This window comes from Streptomyces sp. NRRL B-1140, from assembly GCF_001280065.1.
Taxonomy (GTDB): Bacteria; Actinomycetota; Actinomycetes; order Streptomycetales; family Streptomycetaceae; genus Streptomyces.
The window spans coordinates 224,520-246,613 of sequence record NZ_LGEA01000102.1 but is presented as its reverse complement, the minus strand read 5'-3'; the positions used below and the strand labels follow the sequence as shown (position 1 = coordinate 246,613).

The 22,094-nt window shown below is 70.3% G+C and carries 14 protein-coding genes; 9 read left to right on the top strand and 5 right to left on the bottom strand.

All coding sequences use genetic code 11. The features are described 5' to 3' along the window. Positions 1 to 281 precede the first annotated feature (281 nt). Positions 282 to 1,643, top strand: a complete 1,362-nt coding sequence (gene glnA / locus ADK65_RS21880) for a type I glutamate--ammonia ligase (RefSeq protein ID WP_033312643.1) — start codon at positions 282 to 284, stop codon at positions 1,641 to 1,643. A gap of 48 nt (positions 1,644 to 1,691) precedes the next feature. Here glnA and ADK65_RS21875 read toward each other — a convergent pair whose 3' ends face one another. Further along, positions 1,692 to 2,315, bottom strand: a complete 624-nt coding sequence (locus ADK65_RS21875) for a glyoxalase (RefSeq protein ID WP_053672034.1) — start codon at positions 2,313 to 2,315, stop codon at positions 1,692 to 1,694. A gap of 66 nt (positions 2,316 to 2,381) precedes the next feature. Further along, a complete protein-coding gene (locus tag ADK65_RS21870) occupies positions 2,382 to 2,828 on the bottom strand; it encodes a VOC family protein (RefSeq protein WP_053672033.1) in 447 nt (148 codons plus the stop codon). Between the two features lie 402 nt (positions 2,829 to 3,230). Here ADK65_RS21870 and ADK65_RS21865 point away from each other — a divergent pair, with 402 nt between their 5' ends. Then, complete coding sequence (locus ADK65_RS21865) at positions 3,231 to 6,239, top strand: bifunctional [glutamine synthetase] adenylyltransferase/[glutamine synthetase]-adenylyl-L-tyrosine phosphorylase (protein WP_053672032.1); 3,009 nt, start codon at positions 3,231 to 3,233, stop codon at positions 6,237 to 6,239. Between the two features lie 38 nt (positions 6,240 to 6,277). On the opposite strand, the gene ADK65_RS21860 is transcribed toward ADK65_RS21865, so the two are convergent. Together ADK65_RS21860 and ADK65_RS21855 are read right to left on the bottom strand one after the other, a co-directional pair. Further along, the gene (locus tag ADK65_RS21860; RefSeq protein WP_053672031.1) at positions 6,278 to 7,168 is read right to left on the bottom strand and encodes a phosphatase PAP2 family protein; all 891 of its coding nucleotides are present in this window, start codon (positions 7,166 to 7,168) and stop codon (positions 6,278 to 6,280) included. Positions 7,169 to 7,287: 119 nt separating this feature from the next. Next, positions 7,288 to 8,322, bottom strand: a complete 1,035-nt coding sequence (locus ADK65_RS21855; RefSeq protein ID WP_053672030.1) for a LacI family DNA-binding transcriptional regulator — start codon at positions 8,320 to 8,322, stop codon at positions 7,288 to 7,290. A 401-nt stretch (positions 8,323 to 8,723) separates the two neighbouring features. Between ADK65_RS21855 and ADK65_RS21850 the strand changes: the two genes are divergently transcribed. The 7 genes from ADK65_RS21850 (at position 8,724) to ADK65_RS21820 (ending at position 21,349) form a co-directional block, all read left to right on the top strand. Further along, positions 8,724 to 9,992 carry an extracellular solute-binding protein gene (locus ADK65_RS21850; protein ID WP_053672029.1) on the top strand — a complete coding sequence of 423 codons (1,269 nt, stop codon included), beginning with the start codon at positions 8,724 to 8,726 and terminating at the stop codon, positions 9,990 to 9,992. A gap of 116 nt (positions 9,993 to 10,108) precedes the next feature. Further along, on the top strand, positions 10,109 to 11,113 hold the full coding sequence (locus tag ADK65_RS21845) for a carbohydrate ABC transporter permease (protein WP_053672028.1): 1,005 nt from the start codon (positions 10,109 to 10,111) through the stop codon (positions 11,111 to 11,113). 14 nt (positions 11,114 to 11,127) lie between these two features. Next, positions 11,128 to 12,036: a sugar ABC transporter permease gene (locus tag ADK65_RS21840; RefSeq protein ID WP_053672027.1), complete on the top strand. Its 909-nt coding sequence runs from the start codon at positions 11,128 to 11,130 to the stop codon at positions 12,034 to 12,036. A gap of 146 nt (positions 12,037 to 12,182) precedes the next feature. Then, complete coding sequence (locus ADK65_RS21835; RefSeq protein ID WP_053672262.1) at positions 12,183 to 13,892, top strand: glycoside hydrolase family 13 protein; 1,710 nt, start codon at positions 12,183 to 12,185, stop codon at positions 13,890 to 13,892. A gap of 119 nt (positions 13,893 to 14,011) precedes the next feature. Next, on the top strand, positions 14,012 to 15,385 hold the full coding sequence (locus tag ADK65_RS21830) for an alpha-amylase (RefSeq protein WP_053672026.1): 1,374 nt from the start codon (positions 14,012 to 14,014) through the stop codon (positions 15,383 to 15,385). Positions 15,386 to 15,500: 115 nt separating this feature from the next. Then, entirely contained in the window at positions 15,501 to 20,897 is a 5,397-nt protein-coding gene (pulA, locus tag ADK65_RS21825) for a pullulanase-type alpha-1,6-glucosidase (protein ID WP_053672025.1), read from the top strand. 95 nt (positions 20,898 to 20,992) lie between these two features. After that, positions 20,993 to 21,349 carry a 5-carboxymethyl-2-hydroxymuconate Delta-isomerase gene (locus ADK65_RS21820; RefSeq protein WP_053672024.1) on the top strand — a complete coding sequence of 119 codons (357 nt, stop codon included), beginning with the start codon at positions 20,993 to 20,995 and terminating at the stop codon, positions 21,347 to 21,349. A 6-nt stretch (positions 21,350 to 21,355) separates the two neighbouring features. On the opposite strand, the gene ADK65_RS21815 is transcribed toward ADK65_RS21820, so the two are convergent. After that, on the bottom strand, positions 21,356 to 22,045 hold the full coding sequence (locus ADK65_RS21815; RefSeq protein WP_078956083.1) for a TetR/AcrR family transcriptional regulator: 690 nt from the start codon (positions 22,043 to 22,045) through the stop codon (positions 21,356 to 21,358). Positions 22,046 to 22,094 lie beyond the last annotated feature (49 nt).

The following is a 22,094-nucleotide window of genomic DNA, read 5'->3' as shown; positions in this document are numbered from 1 at the left end:
GCTCGGCTGAGCGCACGCTATTTAAAGTTGCATATGAGATGCAAATTAAGTGGGTGGAGCGACGAAGGGAACCGGCCGTTACGGATGCCGGTGCGAGCAGGCACTATGGGCGGAAGAGCAGTTCACCTGCCGTACGTGACGCGTTCGACCCCGCATCAGCCGGGCGATCATGGTCCGCAATGCGTTCGAAACGGTGGTGTGGTGGGATGCTCAGGTGCCCGACCGCCTCCCGTGGTACGGAAGAGAAGGCGGCCTGACCAGCAAGGATGGGGAAGCGGAAGATGGACAAGCAGCAGGAGTTCGTGCTCCGGACGTTGGAGGAGCGCGACATCCGGTTCGTACGCCTGTGGTTCACGGACGTGCTGGGCTTCCTCAAGTCCGTCGCCGTGGCCCCGGCCGAGCTGGAGCAGGCCTTCGACGAGGGCATCGGCTTCGACGGCTCCGCAATCGAGGGCTTCGCCCGGGTCTACGAGTCCGACATGATCGCCAAGCCGGACCCGTCGACCTTCCAGATCCTGCCGTGGCGCGCGGAGGCCCCGGGCACGGCCCGGATGTTCTGCGACATCCTCATGCCGGACGGCTCCCCGTCCTTCGCCGACCCGCGCTACGTGCTCAAGCGCGCCCTCGCCCGCACCTCCGACCTGGGCTTCACCTTCTACACCCACCCGGAGATCGAGTTCTTCCTGCTGAAGGACCGCCCGCTGGACGGCTCCCGCCCCACCCCGGCCGACAACTCCGGCTACTTCGACCACACCCCGACCAACGTCGGCATGGACTTCCGCCGCCAGGCGATCACCATGCTGGAGTCGATGGGCATCTCGGTGGAGTTCTCCCACCACGAGGGCGCGCCGGGCCAGCAGGAGATCGACCTGCGCTACGCCGACGCGCTGTCCACGGCCGACAACGTCATGACCTTCCGCCTCGTCATGAAGCAGGTGGCCCTGGAGCAGGGCGTGCACGCCACGTTCATGCCGAAGCCGTTCTCGGAGCACCCGGGCAGCGGCATGCACACGCACCTCTCGCTCTTCGAGGGCGACCGCAACGCGTTCTACGAGTCCGGCTCGGAGTACCAGCTCTCCAAGGTGGGCCGCTCCTTCATCGCGGGCCTGCTGCGGCACGCGGCGGAGATCTCCGCGGTCACCAACCAGTGGGTCAACTCCTACAAGCGCATCTGGGGCGGCGCGGAGCGCACCGCGGGCGCGGGCGGCGAGGCACCCTCGTACATCTGCTGGGGCCACAACAACCGCTCGGCACTGGTCCGCGTCCCCATGTACAAGCCCGGCAAGACGGGCTCGGCCCGGGTCGAGGTCCGCTCCCTCGACTCCGGCGCCAACCCCTACCTCGCCTACGCACTGCTGCTGGCCGCCGGCCTCAAGGGCATCGAGGAGGGCTACGAACTCCCGCCGGGCGCCGAGGACGACGTCTGGGCCCTCTCCGACGCGGAGCGCCGCGCCATGGGCATCGAGCCGCTCCCGCAGAACCTGGGCGAGGCCCTGACCCTCATGGAACGCAGCGACCTCGTCGCCGAGACCCTCGGCGAGCACGTCTTCGACTTCTTCCTGCGCAACAAGCGGCAGGAGTGGGAGGAGTACCGCTCCGAGGTCACCGCGTTCGAGCTGCGGAAGAACCTTCCGGCGCTGTAGGTCTGCCGGGTCGTCCGGCCCGGGCCGGACGACCCTCCCCGGCACCGCTCACACCGCCGCACTCTCCGAAGCCGTAGTCCACGCGAAACCGTCCGGGTCGGTGAACGGCCCGGTGTCGCCCGCGATGGTGAGGCGGTGGGAGCCGGTGCCGTCGGGGGAGACGCCGGCGACCTTGGCGAGGCCGCGGCGCTTGTACAGGGCCAGCTTCACGGGGCCCTCGGCGGCGAACTCGACGTACTTGGAGCCGAAGCTCTTGCCCACGGCCAGGCCGTGGTCGACGTAGAACTGCTTGCTGGCCTTCACGTCCTCGACACCGAGCAGCAGCACCACCTCGTCGACCCGCCCCGTCGCCGGGCCGGTGTTCTTCTTCGACGACGACGCGAGCTGCCAGATCGTGCCGTCCGGGGCCTGTACGACGCCCCCGTAGCCCCACAGCGACCTGGCGGCGGGCTTCAGCGGCGTCGCCCCGGCCCGCACGGCCGCTTCGAAGAACGCGTCCACGTCGGCCGGCTGGGGCACGACGAGTGACAGCGTGAACCCGCGGAAGCCGGACGTCGGTGCCGCCGAGGCCCGCAGGCGCAGCCGGTCGCCCAGACCGAAGGCGGCGGAGTAGAAGCGGTCGGCGACGGCGGGGTCGGCCACCTCGAGGGTGACGGATGCGATGGAAGTCATGACAACGACGCTAAGCGCGCCCCGCGAGACGCGCTTCTCGATTCCTGACCGGGTTGCGCGGGGGCCTCAGGCCTGCTGCCGCTTCAGGTCCGCCAGCAGCTGGTGCAGCGGCTCCGTGGCCCTGCGCCGGTACTCCTGCACCGCCCACCCGTTGCCGTCCGGGTCCTGGAAGTGCATGAACGTCGCGCCGTCGTCGGGGGAGTACTGGACCGGCTCCGAGACGTCGAGGCCGCGGGCGACCAGCTCGGCGTGGGCCGCCTTGATGTCGGCGACGCACAGCTGCAGGCCCTGGTAGGAGCCCGGAGCCGGGGTGGGACCGGGCGTCATCTGCCAGATCGACTCGCCCAGGGCGATCGAGCAGCCGGAACCCGGAGGGGTCAGCTGGACGATCCGCATCCCGGGCATGACCTCCTGGTCGATGTCCACGTGGAAGCCGACCTTGTCCCGGTAGAAGTCCCGGGCACGGTCGATGTCGGACACGGGCAGCGGGATGACTTCGAGGGTGATGTCCACGGCATGACTCCTTCGTCCGGCCTCATGAGAAGCGGTCACCGGTCCGGCTGAAGCCGGCTGAACGGCTCTCCCTCACCGAAGCCGAAAACGGCGGGCGGCGCCACCGAGTGGACGGCCACCGGACCCGCGCCGTGGCCGAAATGGCCCTCGCGTCCCAGGTGCGCCGCCGACCGCCGTACCCGGGTGTCCCCCCGCGTGGCCAGTCCGCGTAGCCGCGTGCCCCGGCGGTCACGCGTGTGGCGTCCCGGCCCGTGCGCAGATGCGGGACATCAACCCGGCAGCCCGCCCGTCCCTGTCCGCCCGCCGAACTCCCCGGCGCTTCCCCCGGCCCGTGCGGTTAGGCTCAAAGCCGTACGACCTTGATCCGACCCATGTCCGAGGAACAGTGCGAGGGAGGCCCGGATGACGGCGGTGCCGGGGCGCAGGAGCAGCACCTTCACACGGCTGCTGCGGCACGGCTTCACCGACGCGTCCGCCGCCGAGCGGCTTCTGGACAGCCCGGAGCTCGCGCCCCTGCGCGACGACCCGGTCCTGCTGGAGGCGCTGGGCGCCACCGCCGATCCCGATCTCGCGCTGCTCGGACTGGTCCGGCTGCTGGAGGCCCAGCACGGCCCCGGCGCCCGCCGGGAACTGCTCGACACGCTGATCTCCTCCAAGCCGCTGCGCGACCGCCTCCTCGGCGTCCTCGGCGCCTCCACCGCCCTCGCCGACCACCTCGCCCGGCATCCGGACGACTGGCAGGCGCTCGTCATGTACGAGGCGTACGACCTGCACCCCGGGGTGGAGGAGTTCGAGGCCGGGCTCGCGGAGGCCACCGACCCGGTCTCCCTGCGTGTCGCCTACCGGCGCTGCCTGCTGTCCATCGCCGCCCGGGACGTCTGCGGCACCACCGGCGTCGCCGAGTCCGCAGCCGAGCTGGCCGACCTCGCCACCGCCACGCTGCGCGCCGCCCTCGGGATCGCCGAGGCGGCCGCGCCCGAGGACGCGGCGCTGTGCCGCCTCGCGGTGATCGCCATGGGCAAGTGCGGCGGCCATGAGCTGAACTACGTCTCGGACGTGGACGTCATCTTCGTCGGGGAGGCCAGCGAAGGGGCCGACGAGACCAAGGCCGTGCGCGCCGCCACCCGGCTCGCCTCGCACATGATGCGGATCTGCTCCGAGACCACCGTCGAGGGCTCCATCTGGCCCGTCGACGCCAACCTCCGCCCCGAGGGCCGCAACGGCCCCCTCGTGCGGACCCTCTCCAGCCACCTCGCCTACTACCAGCGCTGGGCCAAGACCTGGGAGTTCCAGGCGCTGCTCAAGGCCCGCCCGGTGGCCGGGGACCTCGACCTCGGCGCGGAGTACGTCGCCGCCGTCCAGCCGCTGGTGTGGAAGGCCGCCGAGCGCGAGAACTTCGTGCCCGACGTGCAGAAGATGCGCCGCCGGGTCGTGGAGAACATCCCCGCGGGCGAGGTCGACCGGCAGCTGAAACTGGGCCCGGGCGGCCTCAGGGACGTCGAGTTCGCCGTCCAGCTGCTCCAGCTGGTGCACGGCCGGGCCGACACCTCCCTGCGCAGCGGCACGACCCTGGACGCGCTGGAGGCCTTGGCCGCGGGCGGCTACGTCGGCCGGTCCGACGCGGCCCAGCTCGACGAGGCCTACCGTTTCCTGCGCTCGATGGAGCACCGCATCCAGCTGTTCCGGCTGCGCCGCACCCACCTCGTCCCCGAGGACGAGGCCGAGCTGCGCCGCATCGGCCGCTCCCTGGGCCTGCGCGCGGACCCGGTCGCCGATCTGCACCGCGAGTGGCGGCGGCACGCGGGTGTCGTACGCCGCCTGCACGAGAAGCTCTTCTACCGGCCGCTGCTCGACGCGGTCGCCCAGCTCGCGACCGGCGAGGCGCGGCTGAGCACCGAGGCGGCCCGGGAACGCATGGTCGCCCTCGGCTACGCCGACCCCGCCTCCGCCCTGCGCCACCTGGAGGCGCTGGCCTCCGGCGTCACCCGCAAGGCCGCCATCCAGCGGACCCTCCTCCCCGTGCTGCTCGGCTGGTTCGCCGACTCGGCCGACCCGGACGCGGGCCTGCTGGGCTTCCGCAAGGTCTCCGACGCGCTCGGCAAGACCCCCTGGTACCTGCGGCTGCTGCGGGACGAGGGCGCCGCCGCGCAGAACCTCGCCCGGGTGCTGTCCGCCGGCCGGCTCGCGCCCGACCTGCTGATGCGTGCCCCGGAGGCGGTCGCCCTGCTGGGCGACGGGGACGGCGGCGGTCTGGAGCCCCGGTCCCGCGCCCACCTGGAGCAGGAGATACTCGCCGCCGTGCGCCGGGCCGACGGCGCCGCCCAGGCCGTCACGGCGGCCCGCGGAGTGCGGCGCCGCGAGCTGTTCCGCACGGCCGCCGCCGACATCGTCGGCTCCTACGGCACCGAGGAGCAGCCCGCCGAGGCCGACCAGGGCGCCCTGGTGGACCTCGTCGGGGCGGCGGTGTCGGACCTGACGGCGGCGACCCTCGCCGGCACGCTGCGCGCGGTCGTGCGGGAGGGCTGGGGCGACGACCTGCCCACCCGGTTCGCGATCATCGGCATGGGCCGGTTCGGCGGCCACGAGCTGGGCTACGGCTCCGACGCGGACGTGCTGTTCGTGCACGAACCGCGCGAGGGCGTCGACGAGCGGGAGGCCTCCCAGGCGGCCAACAAGGTCGTCTCCGAGATGCGCCGCCTGCTGCAGCTCCCCAGCGCCGACCCGCCCCTGCTCATCGACGCCGACCTGCGCCCGGAGGGCAAGTCCGGCCCGCTGGTCCGCACCCTCACCTCCTACGAGGCGTACTACCGCCGGTGGGCCCTGACCTGGGAGTCGCACGCGCTGCTGCGGGCCGAGCCCGTCGCCGGCGACGAGGAGCTGGGCCGCCGCTTCATCGAGCTGATCGACCCGCTGCGCTACCGGGCGGACGGACTCTCCGACGAGGCCGTGCGCGAGATCCGCCGGCTGAAGGCCCGCATGGAGTCCGAGCGGCTGCCGCGCGGCGCCGACCCCAAGCTGCACGCCAAGCTCGGGCCGGGCGGCCTGTCCGACGTGGAGTGGACCGTGCAGCTGATGCAGCTGCGGCACGGCTCGACGGAGCCGGGCCTGCGCACCACCCGCACCCGCGAGGCCCTGGCCGCCGCCCGCGCCGCCGGGCTCATCACGGACGAGGACGCGGCGACCCTCGACGAGGCCTGGGTCCTCGCGACCCGCGTCCGCAACGCGGTGATGCTGGTCCGCGGCCGGGCCGGCGACACGTTCCCGACCGAGTCCCGGGAACTGGCCGCCGTGGGCAGGTACCTCGGATACGGACCGGGCCACGCGGGCGACATGCTGGACGCCTACCGCCGCACGGCACGCCGGGCGCGCGGTGTGGTGGAGGAACTGTTCTACGGCACCGCCGAGCGTTGAGGCATGTCCGCCACGTCTCGCCTGCTCCACGGCACGACCTAGCGACGCCCACCCCGGACACCCGCAGGTCGTACCGCGGCCGGCGACCGCGACTCACCGCGCCCGCGCTGCGGCGCCAGCCTCGGCAGCGCGTACGGCTGCCTGCCGTACCAGAGCCGCGCGACCGTGAACCCGAAGGCCAGGCACAGCAGTCCGCCGACCGCGTCCAGCCAGAAGTGGTTGGCGGTCGCGACGATGACCACCAGCGTCAGGGCCGGGTACAGCAGGCCCAGGACCCGCACCCAGGGGACCGACGCCAGGGCGAAGATCGTCAGGCCGCACCACACGGACCAGCCGATGTGCATCGACGGCATCGCGGCGTACTGGTTGGACATGTGCTTCAGATCGCCCGAGGCCATCGACCCCCAGGTCTGGTGGACCATGACCGTGTCGATGAAGTCGCCGCCGTTCATCAGCCGCGGCGGTGCCAGCGGATACAGGTAGTAGCCGAGCAGGGCGACCGCGGTCGTCGCGAACAGCACCAGGCGCGTCGCCGCGTAACGGCCGGGGTGGCGACGGAACAGCCACACCAGCACACCCAGCGTGACGATGAAGTGCAGCGTCGCGTAGTAGTAGTTCATCCCGACGATGAGCCAATGCACCGAGTTCACCGCGTGGTTGACGGACTCCTCGACGGCGACGCCCAGATGGTGCTCGACCCGCCAGATCCAGTCGGCGTTGTGCAGCGCCTCGGCTCTCTGCTCGGGCACGGCGTTGCGGACGAGCGAGTACGTCCAGTAACTCACCGCGATCAGCAGGATCTCGAACCAGAACCGGGGCCGCCGCGGGGTGCGCAGCCGGCGCAGGGGGCCGCGCCCCGGATCGGCCGCAACGGGCTCCGGGAGGGCCGCTTCCAGGCCCTCCGGCTTCGTTACGGTCGTTTCACCCATAGGCGCAAAGTCTGCCAGAAAAGGACTTACGCACCGATCATCCCGCGGCCCCGCCCGGGCCGCATGTCCTACGGCGGTATCAGGCCGCGTGACGCGGGCGGGCGCAGTGAAGGGACCCTTCAGGGACGAACGCGTTCCCCCGGGGCCGAAGCGGTCGAACCGCGCACCACCAGTTCCGGCATGAACACGAACTCGCTGTGCGGCGCGGGCGTCCCGCCGATCTCCTCCAGCAGCGTGCGCACGGCCGCCTGCCCCATGGCCGGGACCGGCTTGCGGATCGTGGTGAGGGGCGGGTCGGTGAAGGCGATCAGCGGGGAGTCGTCGAAGCCCACCACGGAGACGTCCTTCGGCACGTCCAGACCGAGCTGCCGGGCCGCCCGGATCGCGCCCAGCGCCATCATGTCGCTGGCGCACACTACGGCCGTGCAGTTCCGGTCGATCAACGCGGTCGCCGCCGCCTGACCACCCTCGAGGGTGTACAGGGAGTGCTGCACCAGCTCCGACTCGACGGTCTCGGCGCGCAGACCCAACTGGTCCTGCATCGTGCGCACGAACCCCTCGATCTTGCGCTGCACCGGCACGAACCGCTTGGGCCCGAGGGCCAGTCCGATCCGGGTGTGCCCCAGGGACACCAGGTGCGTGACCGCGAGGCTCATCGCCGCCCGGTCGTCGGGGGAGATGAAGGGCGCCTGCACCTTCGGCGAGAAGCCGTCGACCAGGACGTACGGCACGCCCTGGGCGCGCAGCCGGTCGTAGCGCTGCATGTCGGCGGTGGTGTCGGCGTGCAGTCCGGAGACGTAGATGATGCCGGCGACGCCGCGGTCCACGAGCATCTCGGTCAGCTCGTCCTCGGTCGAGCCGCCCGGGGTCTGGGTGGCCAGCACCGGCGTGTAGCCCTGCCGCGTCAGCGCCTGGCCGATGACCTGCGCCAGGGCCGGGAAGATCGGATTCTCCAGCTCCGGGGTGATCAGACCGACCAGCCCCTCGCTGCGCTGGCGCAGCCGCACCGGGCGTTCGTAGCCCAGCACGTCGAGAGCGGCCAGCACGGACTGGCGGGTGGTGTCGGCGACGCCCGGCTTCCCGTTGAGGACGCGGCTGACGGTCGCTTCGCTCACCCCCGCCTGCAACGCGATGTCGGCAAGCCGTGTGGTCACAGCACCGGACTGTAGCGGCCGGTGTTCCCCTTGCGTACCGCCGGGACGCCTGGTGCGCGCCGTCGCACGGCCCGCTGCGGGTGGCTTGGTCATCGCGGTCCCTCGAGATTCATGGTCGGCGTCCGATCCGTCCGATCCGCAACGGATGATTCCCCCCGGCGGGCACGGATGGCAAGTGCTTGCAGAGTCTTGCACAGCCGTCCCACTGCCCGCCGGGCAGGCGGAAATCAAGGCCTCGGGGCGGTCGAGGCGAGGTCACGGCGGGGTAACCATCCGCACCCCTTGCAACTTTTTGCTGCAAGGTCTTTCGCAAGTCGTTGCAGCGCGGCTAATCTCACCGACGCCCGGCGGCCAACGGCGCAGTCGGCAGCACGAACGGGCTTCACCCTCAAGGAGAACTCATGCGGCGTGGCATAGCGGCCACCGCGCTGGCGGCGTCCCTCGCCCTGGCGGCGACGGCCTGCGGCGGAAGCGACAGCGGCGACGAGGCCGGCGGCCCGGTCACCATCACCTGGTGGGACACCTCCAACGCCACCAACGAGGCGCCGACGTACCAGGCCCTGGTGAAGGAGTTCGAGGCCGCCAACAAGGACATCAAGGTCAAGTACGTCAACGTCCCCTTCGACCAGGCGCAGAACAAGTTCGACACCGCCGCCGGTTCCAAGGGCGCCCCCGACGTGCTGCGTTCCGAGGTCGGCTGGACCCCCGCCTTCGCCAAGAAGGGCTTCTTCGCGCCGCTGGACGGCACCGAGGCCCTCGCCGAGCAGGACAAGTTCCAGCCCAGCCTGATCGAGCAGGCCACGTACGAGGGCAAGACCTACGGCGTCCCCTTCACCACGGACACCCTGGCCCTGGTCTACAACAAGGCCCTGTTCGAGAAGGCCGGCGTCGAGGCCCCCAAGACCTGGGGCGACCTGAAGAAGGCCGCCGCCACCATCAAGGACAAGACCGGCGCCGACGGTTACTGGGGCTCCACCCAGGCCTACTACGCCCAGACCTTCCTCTACGGCGAGGGCACCGACACCGTCGACGCCGACGCCAAGAAGATCACCGTCACCTCGCCCGAGGCCAAGAAGGCCTACGGCACCTGGCAGGGCCTGTTCAAGGGCAAGGGCCTGCACAAGGCCGACACCACCGCCGACGCCTACGCCCACATCCAGGAAGCGTTCGTCAGCGGCAAGGTCGCCTCGATCATCCAGGGCCCCTGGGAGATCACGAACTTCTACAAGGGCTCGGCCTTCAAGGACAAGAACAACCTCGGCATCGCCACCGTCCCGGCCGGCTCCACCGGCAAGGCGGGCGCCCCGACCGGTGGCCACAACCTCTCCGTGTACGCGGGTTCGGACAAGGCCCACCAGGAGGCCTCGCTGAAGTTCGTGAAGTTCATGACCTCGGCCAAGGCCCAGGAGACCATCGCGCTGAAGAACAACACGCTCCCCACCCGCCAGGACGCCTACACCGGCAAGGTCAAGGCGGACCCCGGCATCGCCGGCTACCAGGGCGTGCTGTCCGCCGCCCAGCCGCGCCCGGCGCTGCCCGAGTACAGCTCCCTGTGGACCCCGCTCGACGACGAGCTGCTGAAGATCGCGGGCGGCAAGGAGTCCCTGGACAAGGGCCTCGGCAACGCCGAGACCGCCATCGCCAAGCTGGTGCCGGACTTCTCCAAGTGACCGCCGGCCGGCCGCGGGATCCCCTGCCATGGGGGAGGGGATCCCGCGGCCACCGGCCCGCGCCTGCCGCCCGGCAGTCCCCTTGACCTCCTTGAACCTCCAGAAGGTGTCGAACCATGACAGTCGCCATCGACCGAGCGACCGGCAAGCGGCGCGGTGAGCGGGAACCGCGACCCGGGCCGGCCCAGCGGCTGAGGAACGGCTTCCACAAGCACTGGTACGCCTACGCGATGATCGCCCCGGTGGCGGTCGTCCTGGGCGTCCTCGTGGTGTACCCGCTGGTGTACGGCCTGTACCTCACCCTCACCGACGCCACCAGCCTCAACACCGCCCGCACGATCGGCGTCAACCACATCGACGCCACGTACAAGTTCATCGGCCTGGACAACTACGCCGACATCCTGTGGGGCCCGACGGCGTACGACCGCTTCTGGTCGCACTTCCTGTGGACGGTCTTCTGGACGGCGGCCTGTGTCGCCCTGCACTACGGCATCGGTCTCGGCCTCGCCCTGCTGCTCAACCAGAAGCTGCGCGGCCGCACCCTCTACCGGATGATCCTGGTGCTGCCCTGGGCGGTGCCCACCTTCGTCACCGTCTTCGGCTGGCGGTTCATGCTCGCGGACGGCGGCATCATCAATTCCGGCCTGGAGTTCCTGCACCTGCCGACACCGCTGTGGCTGGAGGACACCTTCTGGCAGCGGTTCGCCGCGATCATGGTCAACACCTGGTGCGGTGTGCCGTTCATGATGGTCTCGCTCCTCGGCGGCCTGCAGTCGATCGACGCGAGCCTGTACGAGGCCTCCGAGATGGACGGCGCCAACGCCTGGCAGCGGTTCCGCTACGTCACGCTGCCCGGTCTGAGGTCCGTCAGCACGACGGTCGTACTCCTGGGTGTCATCTGGACCTTCAACCAGTTCGCCATCATCTTCCTGTTGTTCGGCAACACCGCACCCGATGCCCAGATCCTCGTCACCTGGGCCTACCAACTGGGCTTCGGGCAGCAGCCGCGCGACTACGCCCAGTCCGCCGCCTACGGAATCCTGCTCCTGTCCATCCTGATCGTCTTCACCTCCTTCTACCGCCGCTGGCTGAACCGCAACGAGCAGCAGCTCGCGATCTGAGGCAGGAGTTCCCCATGAGTACGACCACCGTCGAGAGCCCGGCCCCGGCCGGCGAGCGGCGCCCCGCGAACGCCCCCGGCAAGGTCCGCGGCCGCGGCCAACGCAGCCGCGGAGCCTCCCTCGCCTCGCACGCCGTGCTGATCGTCGCGAGCCTGGCCGCGCTCTTCCCGGTCGCCTGGCTGCTCTTCCTGTCCCTCGGCCCGGACAAGGACGACTACCTCCACCCCGGACGCATCTGGGGCAAGATGTCCCTGCACAACTACGCGTTCGTCCTGCAGGACACCGGCTTCTTCGACTGGCTGAAGAGCACGCTGGTCGTGGTGCTGGGCACGACGCTGATCGGCGTCGTCGTCGCCGCGTCCACCGGTTACGCGGTCTCCCGCATGCGGTTCCCCGGCTACCGGAAGCTGATGTGGGTGCTGCTGGTCACCCAGATGTTCCCCATCGCGGTACTGATCGTGCCGATGTACCAGATCCTCTCGGATCTGCAGCTCATCGACAGCTACCTTGGTCTCATCCTTGTCAACTGCACCACGATCGTGCCGTACTGCGCCTGGCTGATGAAGGGCTATTTCGACACCATCCCGTTCGAGATCGACGAGGCGGGGCGCGTCGACGGGCTGACCCCCTTCGGCACGTTCGCGCGGCTCATCCTGCCGCTCGCCAAGCCGGGCCTCGCGGTCGCGGCGTTCTACAGCTTCCTCACGGCCTTCGGCGAGGTCGCGTTCGCCTCGACGTTCATGCTGAGCGACGGCAACTACACCTTCGCCGTCGGTCTGCAGACGTTCGTGAGCGAGCACGACGCGCAGCGCAACCTGATGGCTGCGACGGCCGTGCTGATCGCGATACCGGCCGCCCTGTTCTTCTACCTGGTGCAGAAGAACCTGGTGACCGGACTGACGGCCGGCGGCACCAAGGGGTGACCCCCGCGCCCGCCGGTGCGCTGCCGAACCGTCCCCCGAAAGCCCGAGGCGGCCGTGGTGCCCATCCGACCCCGCTGTGCCGCGGCCGCCTCGTCACCCCACCCACGCCTTCCATGACCGACCTCCTGTTACGCATCAAGGACGACATGAGCCAGCACTCAGCCGCACCTGCCCCCACCCCCGCGTCCGCCGTCGCCGTGGCCAAGCGCCGCGACTGGTGGCGGGACGCGGTGATCTACCAGGTGTACCCGCGCAGCTTCGCCGACAGCAACGGTGACGGCATGGGCGACCTGGAGGGTGTCCGCACCCGTCTGCCGTACCTGCGCGACCTCGGCGTGGACGCCGTGTGGCTCAGCCCCTTCTACGCCTCGCCGCAGGCCGACGCCGGCTACGACGTGGCCGACTACCGTGCCGTCGACCCCATGTTCGGCAACCTGCTGGACGCCGACGCGCTGATCCGCGACGCCCACCGGCTGGGCCTGCGGATCATCGTCGACCTCGTCCCGAACCACTCCTCCGACCAGCACGAGTGGTTCAAGCGGGCCGTGGCCGAGGGGCCGGGCTCCTCGCTGCGGGACCGCTACCACTTCCGCCCCGGCAAGGGCGAGAACGGCGAACTGCCGCCCAACGACTGGGAGTCGATCTTCGGCGGCCCGGCCTGGACCCGCGTCACCGAACCCGACGGCACGCCCGGCGAGTGGTACCTGCACCTCTTCGCCCCCGAGCAGCCCGACTTCAACTGGCGGCACCCCGCGGTCGGCGACGAGTTCCGCTCCATCCTGCGCTTCTGGCTGGACATGGGCGTCGACGGCTTCCGGATCGACGTCGCCCACGGCCTGGTGAAGGCCGACGGGCTGCCCGACCTGGGCTCCCACGACCAGGTGAAACTGCTGGGCAACGATGTCATGCCGTTCTTCGACCAGGACGGCGTGCACGAGATCTACCGGCAGTGGCGGCTGATCCTCGACGAGTACGCGGGCGAACGCATCTTCGTCGCCGAGGCGTGGACCCCGACCATCGAGCGCACCGCGAACTACGTCCGTCCCGACGAGCTGCACCAGGCCTTCAACTTCCAGTACCTCAGCACCCACTGGGACGCCGAGGAGATGCGTGAGGTCATCGACCGCACCCTGGAGGCCATGCGCCCGGTCGGAGCCCCCGCCACCTGGGTGCTGTCCAACCACGACGTGACCCGGCACGCCACCCGCTTCGCCAACCCGGCCGGTCTGGGCACCCAGATCCGCCTGGCCGGCGACCGGGCACTGGGGCTGCGCAGGGCCAGGGCCGCGAGCCTGCTCATGCTGGCGCTGCCCGGCTCGGCGTACGTCTACCAGGGCGAGGAGCTCGGCCTGCCGGACGTCGTCGACCTGCCGGACGAGGTGCGCCAGGACCCGGCGTACTTCCGGGGCGCGGGCCAGGACGGCTTCCGCGACGGCTGCCGGGTGCCGATCCCGTGGACCCGGACGGGGTCCTCGTACGGCTTCGGTGACGGCGGCAGCTGGCTGCCGCAGCCGGAGGGCTGGGGCGAACTGAGCGTCGAGGCGCAGACCGGCGAGCCCGGTTCGACCCTGGAGCTGTACCGGGCCGCGCTCGCCGTGCGCCGCGAGCGGCCCGACCTCGGCGCCGGTACGTCCGTGGAGTGGCTGCGGGCGCCCGAGGGCGTGCTGGCCTTCCGCCGCGGGGAGTTCGTGTGCGTCGCCAACACCACCGGCGAGTCGGTGGCGATGCCGGCGTACGGCCGGGTCCTGGTCGCGAGCGGCGAGATCGTGCAGGTCGACGACGAGGCGAAGGTGCCGGCCGACACGACGGTGTGGTGGACCACCGCGACCACCGCGACCCAAGAGGCCCGCGCCTGATTTTCCATTGAATTCCGTACGGCCCGCTGCCCTTTCGGGCGGCGGGCCTCTACTATCTGCGTCACCGCAAGGTTTCTGAACCTTGCTGCAAGAACCTTCAACGAAGAAGGAAACCCCACATGGCACGCAGATACCTCGCCGCCGCCGTCGCGCTCGCAGCCGCCTCGGTTGTCATGAACCCGACTGGTGCGCAGGCCTCCCCACCTGGCACCAAGGACGTCACCGCCGTCCTCTTCGAGTGGAACTTCGCCTCGGTCGCCCGCGAGTGCACCACCACCCTCGGGCCCGCCGGATACGGCTCCGTCCAGGTCTCCCCGCCCGCCGAGCACATACAGGGCCCGCAGTGGTGGACCTCGTACCAGCCCGTCAGCTACAAGATCGCCGGCCGGCTCGGCGACCGCACGGCGTTTCAGAACATGGTCAGCACCTGCCACGCGGCCGGTGTGAAGGTCGTCGTGGACGCCGTCGTGAACCACATGTCGGCGGGCAGCGGCACCGGCACCGGTGGCTCGTCGTACAGCAAGTACACCTACCCCGGCCTGTACTCGTCGTTCGACTTCGACGACTGCACCAGCCGGATCGGCGACTACCGGGACCGCTGGAACGTCCAGCACTGCGAACTGGTCGGCCTCGCCGACCTCGACACGGGCGAGAGCTACGTCCGCGGCGCGATCGCCGGGTACCTGAACGACCTGCTCTCCCTCGGCGTCGACGGCTTCCGCGTCGACGGGGCCAAGCACATCGACGCGGCCGACCTCGCGAACATCAAGTCGCGGCTGTCGAACCCCTCGGTGTACTGGAAGCAGGAGGTCATATACGGCTCCGGCGAGGCGGTCCAGCCGACCGAATACACGAGTAACGGCGACGTCCAGGAGTTCCGCTACGCCTACGACCTCAAGCGGGTCTTCAACAACGAGAACCTCGCCTACCTGAAGAACTACGGCGAGGGCTGGGGCTACATGAACAGCGGCGTCTCCGGTGTCTTCGTCGACAACCACGACACCGAGCGCAACGGCTCGACCCTCAGCTACAAGGACGGGGCGAACTACACCCTGGCCAACGTCTTCATGCTGGCCTGGCCCTACGGCGCACCCGACATCAACTCCGGGTACGAGTTCTCCGACCCGGACGCGGGCCCGCCCGACGGGGGTGCGGTGAACGCCTGCTGGCAGAACGGCTGGAAGTGCCAGCACAACTGGCCCGAGATCAAGTCCATGGTGGCCTTCCGCAACGCCACCCGGGGCCAGGCCGTCACGAACTGGTGGGACAACGGCGGCGACGCCATCGCCTTCGGCCGTGGGAACAAGGGGTTCGTGGCCATCAACCACGAGTCGGGCTCGCTGAGCCGTACGTATCAGACGTCGCTGCCTGCGGGGACGTACTGCGACGTGCAGAACAACAGGACCGTGACGGTGAACTCCGGCGGGCAGCTCACGGCCACCCTGGGCGCGAACACCGCCCTGGCGGTCCACGCGGGCAAGTCGAGCTGCTGAGCGGCCGACTGAAAGTTTTTTCCGGTGGTTTCAAGCCTCTTGCTGTAAGCGTTGCGGCGGCGATACGGTCGCGCGGGGTCGGACCCGAAGAGCCGTAATCGCAAGGAGCCCATCTGTGATACCGAGATGGCCGACGCCGTCGAGGCGCCGAACCACCCATGCCGGACGGGTCGCTGCGGTCACCGTGACCGCGCTGGCCGCAGCGCTCGTCCAGCCCCTCGCGGCGCGGGCCGGCACACCGCCTCCACCCCCCTCCGACGCCGGACTGGCGGCCCAGCCCGCCCGGCACGACGCCACCCGCGAGCAGTTCTACTTCGTCCTGCCGGACCGATTCGCCAACGGCGACCCGCGCAACGACAAGGGCGGCCTGACCGGTTCGCGCCTCGCCACCGGCTACGACCCCACCGACAAGGGCTTCTACCAGGGCGGCGACCTCAAGGGTCTGACCAAGAAGCTCGACTACATCAAGGGCCTGGGCACCACCGCCCTGTGGATGGCCCCCATCTTCAAGAACCGGCCCGTGCAGGGCACCGGGGCCAACGCCTCCGCCGGCTACCACGGCTACTGGATCACCGACTTCACCCAGGTCGACCCGCACTTCGGCACCAACGAGGACCTTCAGACCCTCATCGACAAGGCCCACGCCAAGGGCATGAAGGTCTTCTTCGACGTCATCACCAACCACACCGCCGACGTCGTCGACTACGAGGAGAAGTCCTACGACTACCTCTCCAAGGGCGCCTTCCCGTACCTGACGAAGGACGGCGTGCCCTTCGACGACGCCGACTACGCCGACGGGCGACGCGGCTTCCCCGCGGTCGACCGGGACTCCTTCCCGCGCACCCCGGTGGTCACCGGGAAGAACAAGGTGCCGTCGTGGCTCAACGACCCGACGATGTACCACAACCGCGGCGACTCCACCTTCGCCGGTGAGAGCTCCACCCACGGCGACTTCTCCGGGCTGGACGACCTGTGGACCGAGCGGCCCGAGGTCGTGCGCGGCATGGAGAAGATCTACCAGCGCTGGGTACGGGACTTCGACGTCGACGGCTTCCGGATCGACACCGTCAAGCACGTGAACATGGAGTTCTGGACCCAGTGGGCCACGGCCCTCGACGCCTACGCCGCCAAGCGGGGCCGGGACGACTTCTTCATGTTCGGCGAGGTCTACTCGTCCGACACGGACATCACCGCCCCGTACGTCACCCAGGGCCGGCTCGACGCCACCCTCGACTTCCCCTTCCAGGAGGCGGCCCGCCAGTACGCCTCCCAGGGCGGCAGCGCCCGCACGCTCGCGGGTGTCTTCGGCGACGACTACAAGTACACGACCGGCAAGGCCAACGCGTATGAGCAGGTCACCTTCCTCGGCAACCACGACATGGGCCGCATCGGGTCGTTCCTGAAGCAGGACAACCCCAAGGCCACCGACGCCGAGATCCTCGCGAAGGACGCTCTCGCCAACGAGCTGATGTTCCTCAGCCGCGGCAACCCCGTCGTCTACTACGGCGACGAGCAGGGCTTCACCGGCCCGGGCGGCGACAAGGACGCCCGGCAGAGCATGTTCGCCTCACGCACCGCCGACTACCTCGACGACGACCGCATCGGCACCGACCGCACCCACGCCGAGGACGCCTACGACACCAAGGCGCCCCTGTACCGGCGGATCAGCGCCCTCGCCAAACTCCGCAAGGCCAACCTGGCCCTCACCGACGGCGTCCAGCAGGAGCGGTACGCGGCCGACGGCCCCGGCGTCTACGCCTTCTCCCGCACCGACGCGAAGACCGGCACCGAGTACGTCGTCGCCTTCAACAACGCGGGCGAGAAGAAGACCGCGACCTTCCCGACGGGTTCGGCCGGCATGACCTTCAAGGGCATCCACGGCACCGCCGCGACCCTGAAGAGCGACGGTGACAAGAAGGTCACCGTCACCGTCCCGGCCGGCTCCGCGATCGTCCTCAAGGCGTCCGGAAAGCTCGCGAAGCCCGCCACGGCCCCGACGCTCACCCTCAAGGCCCCGGCGGCCGGAGCCACCGGCACGGTCGAGGTCACCGCCGATGTCGACGGGGGGCAGCTCAACCGGGTCGTGTTCGCCGCGCAGACCGGCGGCGGAAAGTGGCAGGTCCTCGGCTCCGCCGACCACGCCCCGTACAAGGTCACCCACACCATCGGGAAGAACGTCGCCCCCGGCACGGCCCGGCGCTACAAGGCCGTCGTGGTCGACTGGGCCGGCCGCACCGCGAGCGCCCTGGCCGCCTCCGCCACCGGCACCCCGCCCGCCCCCGAGCCGCCCACCGCCTCCTCCCGCGACTACGTGATCGTCCACTACAAGCGCACGGACGGCGACTACGCCGACTGGGGCCTGTACGCCTGGGGCGACCTCGCCGAGGGAGAGGCCACCGAGTGGCCCAGGAGCCACCCCTTCACCGGCCGGGACGCGTACGGCGCCTTCGCCTGGGTCAAGCTCAAGCCCGGCGCCTCGAACGTCGGCTTCCTCGTCATCGACAAGGACGGCACCAAGGACGTCTCCGCCGACCGCACGATCGACCTCACCAAGACCGGCGAGATCTGGATCGAGCAGGGCAAGGACACCGTCACCACCGAGCGACCCGAGTACCCGGCGCCCGACAAGACCAAGGCCGTCCTGCACTACCACCGGGCCGACGGGGACTACGACGGCTGGGGCCTGCACGTCTGGACCGGCGCCGCGAACCCCACCGACTGGTCGAACCCCCTCAAGCCGGTCAAGACTGATACCTATGGCGCAGTCTTCGAGGTACCGCTCACCGACGGTGCCACCAGCCTCAGCTACATCCTCCACAAGGGCGACGAGAAGGACCTGCCCACCGACCAGTCGCTCGACCTCAAGGCGAACGGCCACGAGGTGTGGCTGGTGAGCGGCCAGGAGAAGTACCTGCTCCCGCAGCCCGCGGGCAATGCCGCCGCCCTCGACCTGACCACCTCCAAGGCGGTCTGGATCGACCGGAACACCCTCGCCTGGAACGGCTCCGACGCCGCAGCATCCACCCAGCTGCTGTACTCCCGGAACGGCTCGATCAAGGCCGAGGACGGCGCCCTGACCGGCGACGCCAAGTGGCTGCGCCTGGCGAGGAGCGAGCTCACCGACGCCCAGAAGGCGAAGTTCCCGCACCTCCAGGCGTACGACGCCTGGACCGTCGACCCGCGTGACCGCGACCGGGTCCGTGAGGCCCTGCGCGGCCAGGTCGTCGCCACCCAGCACGCGGCCAACGGAGCCGTCCTCGCGGCGACCGGCGTGCAGATCGCCGGCGTCCTCGACGACCTGTACCCGGGCGCCACCAAGGCCGACCTGGGGCCCACCTTCGCCAAGGGCCGCCCCACCCTGTCCGTGTGGGCGCCGACCGCGCAGTCCGTCGCCCTGGAACTCGACGGCAAGACCGTCGCCATGCGCCGCGACGACGCCACTGGCGTCTGGTCCGTCACCGGCCCGGCGTCCTGGAAGGGCAAGCCCTACCGGTACGTCGTCAAGGTCTGGGCGCCCGGCGTCCGCAAGGTCGTCACCAACAAGGTCACCGACCCCTACGCCCTCGCGCTCACCACCGACTCGAAGCGCAGCCTGGTCGTCGACCTGGACGACAAGGCCCTCAAGCCCGCCGGCTGGTCGTCGTACACCAAGCCCAGGGCCGTGCCGCTGCGGGACGCCCAGATCCAGGAGCTGCACATCCGGGACTTCTCCGTCGAGGACCGCACGGCGAAGCACCCCGGCACCTATCTGGCCTTCACCGACAAGGCGAGCGACGGCAGCAGGCACCTGCGCGAGCTCGCGAAGGCGGGCACCTCCTACGTCCATCTCCTGCCCGCGTTCGACATCGCCACCATCCCGGAGAGGAAGGCCGACCAGGCGAAGACCGACTGCGACCTGGCCTCCTTCCCGGCCGACTCCGACAAGCAGCAGGAGTGCGTCGGGAAGATCGCCGCGAAGGACGCCTACAACTGGGGTTACGACCCGTACCACTACACGGTCCCCGAGGGCTCCTACGCCACCGACCCGGACGGCCCCGCCCGCACGGTCGAATTCCGCAGGATGGTCAAGGCCCTCAACGACGACGGGCTGCGGGTCGTCATGGACGTCGTCTACAACCACACCGCCGCGAGCGGCCAGGCCGGCACCTCCGTCCTGGACCGGATCGTGCCCGGCTACTACCAGCGACTCCTCGCCGACGGCTCGGTCGCCAACAGCACCTGCTGCGCGAACACGGCCACGGAGAACGCCATGATGGGCAAGCTGGTCGTCGACTCGGTCGTCACCTGGGCCAAGGAGTACAAGGTCGACGGCTTCCGCTTCGACCTCATGGGCCACCACCCGAAGGCCAACATCCTCGCCGTCCGCAAGGCCCTGGACGAACTGACCCTCGCGAAGGACGGCGTCGACGGAAAGAAGATCATCCTCTACGGCGAGGGCTGGAACTTCGGGGAGGTCGCCGACGACGCCCGGTTCGTCCAGGCCACGCAGAAGAACATGGCCGGCACCGGCATCGCCACCTTCTCCGACCGGGCCCGTGACGCCGTGCGCGGCGGCGGCCCCTTCGACGAGGACCCCGGCGTCCAGGGCTTCGCCTCCGGCCTGTACACCGACCCCAACTCCTCGAAGAGCAACGGCACGCCCGCCGAGCAGAAGGCCCGGCTCCTGCACTACCAGGACCTCGTCAAGGTCGGCCTCTCCGGCAACCTCGCGGGCTACCGGTTCACCGACACCGGCGGCAACGAGGTCAAGGGCTCCGACGTGGACTACAACGGCGCCCCCGCCGGGTACGCGGACGCCCCGGGCGACGCCCTCGCCTACGCCGACGCGCACGACAACGAGTCCCTGTTCGACGCGCTGGCCTTCAAGCTGCCCGCCACGACCGGCGCGTCCGACCGGGCCCGGATGCAGGTCCTCGCCATGGCCACGGCCACCCTCTCCCAGGGCCCGGCCCTCTCCCAGGCCGGCACCGACCTGCTGCGCTCCAAGTCCCTGGACCGCAACTCCTACGACAGCGGCGACTGGTTCAACGCCGTCCACTGGAGGTGCGAGGACGGCAACGGCTTCGGCCGCGGCCTGCCCATGGCGGCCGACAACACCGACAAGTGGCCGTACGTCAAGCCCCTGCTGACCACCGTCAAGGTGGGCTGCGAGCAGATCGAGGGCGCCTCGGCCGCCTACCGTGACCTGCTGCGGATCCGGAGCACCGAGAAGGACTTCTCCCTCGGCACCGCCGCGCAGGTGCAGTCCCGGCTGTCCTTCCCGCTGTCCGGCACGGACGAGACGCCCGGCGTGATCACCATGCGGCTCGGTGACCTCGTCGTCGTCTTCAATGCCACGCCCGAACGCCAGGAGCAGCGCGTGTCCGCACTCGCCGGGACCGGCTACCGGCTGCACCCGGTGCAGGCGGCGGGCGCGGACACCACCGTGAAGTCCGCCGCCTACGCGCGGGAGTCCGGCACCTTCGCCGTGCCGGCGCGCACGGTCGCGGTCTTCACCCGGACCGCGGGGTAATCCACCGGTGCGGGCGGGGGCGGACCGCGACCGGCGGCCCCCCCCCGCCCCGCCCGCGGCTAGGGTGAGCACACCGAACGGGAACAGGAGTGCTGATGCCGCAGATCACCGTCGACTATTCCGCCGACCTCGCCGACGGCTTCGACCGGCCCGGATTCGCCAAGGCGCTGCACGAGGCGACGGTCGAGATCGCGGCCGCCAAGCCGCCCGCCTGCAAGACCCGGTTCCGCCCGACCGAGGACATCGTGGTCGGTCCGGAGACCGAGGGGCACGCCCACGTCCACGTCCATATCGCGCTGCTCGCCGGCCGCACCGACGAGACCAAGGCCCGGCTGACCGAGGCCGCGCTGGAGCTGTTGCGCAACCACGTGAAGCCCGCCGCCGGTCACACCTTGCACGCCTCCGCCGAGGTCCGCGACCTGGATCCGTCGTACGCGAAGTACGAGAGCTGAGCCGGATCAGCCCGCCAGCGCGATGAGCCGGCCGACCAGGTGCGCGAACGGGCCGTCGGCCGGTTCGTCCTTGAGGGCGCCGCGCAGCAGCTCCGCCATCTCCTCGTCGTAGGCGGCGCTGACGGCGGCGAGCGCGGCGAAGTCGTTGACGAGCTGCGGTTCCAGCTCCTCGCGCGGGATGCGCCGGCCGTCCAGCCAGATCAGCGCCGTCGACTCGGCGAGCGAGATCCAGGAGCGGACGACCAGTTCGAGGCGGGCGGGCGGATCGGTCACGCCCAGGTGCGAAAGGATCTGGACATACGCGGCCTGCCGTACGGAGTCGACGAGCGCGTTGGTCGTCGAGGAGCCGACGGCCGGACCGCCGCGCATCAGGGCGGAGAAACCGGGCCCGTGTTCGTCCACGAAGTCGAAGTAGCGGTGCATCACGCGCAGCAGCCGCGCCCCCAGCGGGCCCTCGTGAGGCTCCACGAAACGGGCCGCCAGATCGTCCGAGGCGCGCTGCAACGCGGCCTCGTACAGGCTGAGTTTGCCGGGGAAGTAGTGGTAGACGAGCGGGCGTGAGATGCCCGCGGCCGACGCTATCTCGTCGATGGAGACCTCGTCGGGCGAGCGGCGGCTGAACAGTTCGAGGGCGACGCCGATCAACTGCTGCCGCCGCTCCTCGACTCCCATTCTGCGGCGAACCCCGGTAGTCATGCGAACACCTTACCGATCGATTCCGGCCTCGAACGGGCCGGATCGATCA